We start from the raw sequence: 4,561 nt of genomic DNA on the forward strand, positions 1-4,561 counted from the left end.
GCTATCGCCCCAACGGGCGTGGATCGATGGGCCCTGCGGCCATGTCGTTCCTGCGCGATCACGGGGTGCTGAAGGACATCTACACCGAGCGCGATGGCGATTCGCACAAGACAGCGCGAGGCAAGAAGCTGTCGGTGCGCACCGTCAAGGCCCCGGGCTTTGGCCCCAAGGGGATCATGCGCTACGTGTTGCCCTTCACCGTCTTCCTCAAGCTCAAGGACATCGGTGGCAACGTGTTGCCCCCCTACGATGAAGACTTCATCGAGGTGCCGATGGACGACGAGCAGGCCTTTGCCTACCGGCGGCTCGAGGGTCAACTGAACGCCGAGCTCAGACAGGCGCTGGCACGCAAGGACACCACCCTGCTGGGCGTGGTGCTCAATGCGCTGCTGGCCTGGCCGGACTGCTGCTTCCGACCGGAGACGGTCAAGCATCCGCGCTCGGGCAGTCTGCTGGCGTTCGTGAAGAGCCTTTACAGCGAGCAGCAGCCGATGCCCAAGGAGCGCGAGCTGGTGGCGATCTGCCGGCGCGAGAAGGCGGAGAGGCGCAAGGTGCTGGTCTACACGACCTACACCGGCAAGCGCGATACCAGCAGCCGACTCAAGGCGGTGCTCACCCAGGCCGGCCTCAAGGTCGCGGTGCTGCGCTCCAGCGTGGAGACCCAGCGTCGAGAGGACTGGATTGCCGATCAGGTCGATCGCGGTGTCGACGTGCTGATCACCAATCCGGACCTGGTGAAGACCGGGCTCGACCTGCTGGATTTCCCCACCATCCTCTTCATGCAGACGGGCTGGAACGTCTACACCCTGCAGCAGGCCGCCCGCCGCTCCTGGCGGATCGGCCAGCGGCAGTCGGTGAAGGTGCTCTACCTCGGCTATGCCGGATCGTCACAGATCGCCTGCCTGTCGCTGATGGCCAAGAAGATCGCCGTGGCCCAGAGCACGTCGGGAGACGTGCCCGAGTCGGGCCTGGATGCCCTCAACACGGACGGAGACTCCGTGGAGATGGCCCTGGCCAGGCAGCTGGTAAGCTGACCGATACCCAACCTATGCCCCCTCTTCGGAGGGGGCTTTTTTTGGCTGCGGCAGAGGGTAATTCACTGAATGCGACTTTAGTTGAAAGCTGGGTGATGCAGATAAATTAAGACTTTTCTCAGAAAGTATATGCGAATGTTCTCAATGAAAAGAATTTCCTGATCAATACAATCATCGGCGCTTGGTTTGCATCCCATAGCTATTGCACCGGGGCAAGGAGTGCCCAGGGGTAAACCTCTCTCATCGCATTTAACGTTTCTGCTGGTGCCCGTCAGGGTCCACCGCTGTGATGCACGGATTGCATCCAGAGGAGCAAACATTGCGGATTCTCAACGTTCTACGTGGCCGCCGCAGCGCGACCGACAGCGACAGCGTACAGGATGACGCCGGCTGGGAAAGCCCGCGCACCGGCGCGGAGCTTCTGGCCACGCCCTATCGACAGCAGCTGATCAGAGCGATTCAGGAAAGCACCTCGCTGACTGCGCCGGTGTTCGAGGCCTACGTCAAGGAGCCTCTGCAACGCTACGCCGAGCGTGTCCAGCTGCTGCCAGCCTCGGAATCTCACCACCATAGCTACCCGGGTGGAATGCTGGACCACGGCCTCGAGACCTGTGTGTTTGGCCTCAGGCTCCGACGACAGCACCTACTCCCTCCGAAGGAGTCGCCCGAAAAGCAGTCCTCTACCGGAGAGCTGTGGAGCGTGGCGGTCATCTATGCCTGCCTGCTGCACGATATCGCCAAGGTTATCGTCGACGTCGATATACACCTGAAATCCGGCCGAAGGTGGTGCCTGTGGGAGGGCATCATTCCCGACCAGTATCGCGTCCGCTATATCAAGGGGCGAGACTACTTCCTTCACGCTGCGGTCAACCCCCTCTTGTGCAAGGAGGTGATTGGCAATGCCGGGCTCGAGTGGTTGAAAAGCCAGCCGGAGCTGTTTGGCCTGGTGATGTACGCGATCAGTGGCCACTCGGAGCGCTCCGGGGTTGTCGGTGAGATTGTCAGTCAGGCTGACAGGGCCAGCGTGGCCAAGTCGTTGGGCGGCAAGGTTTCCAATATCGACAAGGCCCCCCGGGAATCCCTGCAGAGCAAGTTGAAAGGTGCTATTCGCCACATCGTGACAGAAAAGATCCGCCTGAATGAAAAAGGCGCTCAAGGATTTGTCACATCCGAGGCGCTGTGGCTGGTGACGCCGCTGGTGCCTCGAGAGATCAAGAGCTATCTGCTTTCCCATGGCATCGAGGGCGTGCCATCGAATGAGTCTCGCCTCTATGACGAAATGCAGTCCCATGGCCTGATTATTGAGAACCCGGAGGGGCGTTCGGTCTGGAAGTGCAGGGTCAAGGTGGGAGAGTGGGGGGCCGATCTATCCATGCTCAAGGTTCATAAATCGCTCGTTTGGAGCGGTGATGAGGAGCCAGAGGTGTTCTCGGGGAGGGTCGAGGCCATTGATGTTGGTGAGGGTGGGAAAGGTAGTCAGCCAGCTAGGCATCAGCGCCAAGAGCAGGAATCAAGTGACATACCTGCGACTGAAGAAAATTCAAGTGAACTGGCTGATTCGAGTCGCGCCGAGGTAATCCAGGATGAACTGGAAGCCTCGATTCTTGATATCGCTACAGGTGGCGATGAGAAAACAGCGCCGCGTTTGGAATGGCAGTCACGGCGCAGCTCTGAAGAGGGCGCCGAGAAAGTTACGTGCCAGGCATCCCCTGGACAGCCATCATCCGGGGAAGACTTCCTCGCCTGGCTGCGAGGCGGGTTGAAAACGCACAAGATATTGATGAACGACTCCAAGGCCCTTGTGCATGCCATAGATGGAATGCTGCTGGTGGTGAGTCCCAGGGTGTTCAAGCGCTACTGTCAGGAGGTGAGCGGAGAAGAGAAAGGCTGGAAGGAAGTTCAGGATTCGTTCCAGAAGCTGAAGCTGCACAAGAAAAACAAGGATGGCGGAAGTTTTCACAAGGTAAAGGTGGTCGGTCCAAACAAGAAGTCGAGCACACTTTCTGGGTATCTTGTGGGGAAGGATGACCTGGTAGAAGAGGGTAAGGAGGTTTTTGATAACCCCTTTATTGACCTGATTGGTGGGAAGCCTGAAGAATGAAAACATTTACCTTTGACGACTTGCTGCAATCCTATTTTTCTGAGCGCTGGCTGACGGAGAGGAGCCGTATTTCCTACAGCGTGCCGGTGAAGCTGTTCCGGCGGTTCGTGGGGCAGGATAAGCTGCCTGCGGAAGTGACGCGTGACGATGTCAGGGAGTGGAGGGAGTTCTGCTTCTCGGAGGAGGGAAGAAACCTTGCACATTCAAGCTGGAATAACTACTGCCGGCATAACCGAATCCTCTTCAAGCATGCGATTGATCACGCCTTGATCGACATCTCGTTCAATCCTTTTGCCAAGATGGAGGTCAGCTCTCCCAGGAAGCGAAAGAAGACGCTGAGCAAACGGCAGGTCGAGATGGCACGTGAAGCCATCAGCCTGTATAAAAAGATGGAGCTCTACCGAAAAAAACCTTCGGTGCTTCACCCTGTCTGGTTCTGGGAGATCGTGTTCGAGACGTTCTACCATACGGGCATCCGCCTGACTCAGTTGTTGCTGATGAAGCCAGAGGATATCAACCTAAAGAGTCGTGTGATTACAGCCACCTGGCAGGGGGCCAAGAACAACCGAGAGCACTTTGTTCCCATTTCCAACGCTCTCTACCCGCATCTGGAGAATCTGATGAACTCGGCCAAGATGGTGGGTATCCAGCGTGGCGATCAGATCTTCAATGTGAACCGATTCAGCGTTCGGCACCGAATGGAGACGATGGACTCTTGGCAGGTGGAGAGCTTCTATCAGAAGCTATCCCAGATTTGCGGCTACCAGATGAGTCCGCACCGATTCCGCCATACCCTGGGCACTGAGCTGATGAAGGAGCCGGACCGCAACCTGCACATCGTCAAGGCCCTGCTCGGCCATAGCAATATCAGCACGACGCTCGAGTACGTCGAGGTCGATATCGGCAGCCTCCGCAGCGCCATTGAGGGGCGCCTCTAAATTCGGGCGCTCTCTGGCGAACCCGGTTACGACCCAGGCGGTGCCGGGCTGATGAGTCAGCCTGGCACCGCTTTTTGATTCTCTCGACAGCCCTTCCGTGGCTGTCGGCCTACCTTAGACGATCGTCTGTATTAGCCTGCCCTGATGCAGGTTGACAGATGAAGCCTCGTCCTCTTCAATAGCTACTCGATGATGCCGTGTGATGCTGGTGATATTTCCTGATTTCCCAGGCTGTCCCCAAAAGCATTTCACGAAGCCTTGCGCGATGCGTAATGCACTGATTTTTATTGGTTTTTGGTGGTGTGACTTGTAATCAGTAGGTCCCGGGTTCGACTCCTGGTGCCGGCACCATCAACGTATTCGAAGTCAGTATGATAGAAGCGAACTGCAACCGTCCCTTGAGGCGGTTTTTTTGTGCGTGCCGCCGGGGGAGGCTGTGGATCCGGGTCGTACAATCGTTCGCTGAGCCAGGCAGCCAGGCAGCCAGG

3 protein-coding genes are annotated in these 4,561 nt (G+C 57.6%); all 3 read left to right on the forward strand.

Translation table 11 applies throughout. The features are described 5' to 3' along the window. Positions 1–1,034, forward strand: a 1,034-nt coding sequence (locus IBX53_RS14820; RefSeq protein WP_290910758.1) for a helicase-related protein, incomplete at its 5' end; no start/stop codon positions are given. Between the two features lie 319 nt (positions 1,035–1,353). Continuing rightward, positions 1,354–3,135 carry a MobH family relaxase gene (gene mobH, locus IBX53_RS14825; RefSeq protein WP_290910760.1) on the forward strand — a complete coding sequence of 594 codons (1,782 nt, stop codon included), beginning with the start codon at positions 1,354–1,356 and terminating at the stop codon, positions 3,133–3,135. Continuing rightward, a complete protein-coding gene (locus IBX53_RS14830) occupies positions 3,132–4,073 on the forward strand; it encodes a site-specific integrase (RefSeq protein ID WP_290910763.1) in 942 nt (313 codons plus the stop codon). The genes mobH and IBX53_RS14830 overlap by 4 nt, the downstream gene beginning before the upstream one ends. The last annotated feature ends 488 nt before the right edge of the window (positions 4,074–4,561 follow it).

Origin of the sequence: Halomonas sp., from assembly GCF_014859505.1 — a bacterium.
In the GTDB taxonomy this organism is placed as follows: domain Bacteria; phylum Pseudomonadota; class Gammaproteobacteria; order Pseudomonadales; family Halomonadaceae; genus Halomonas.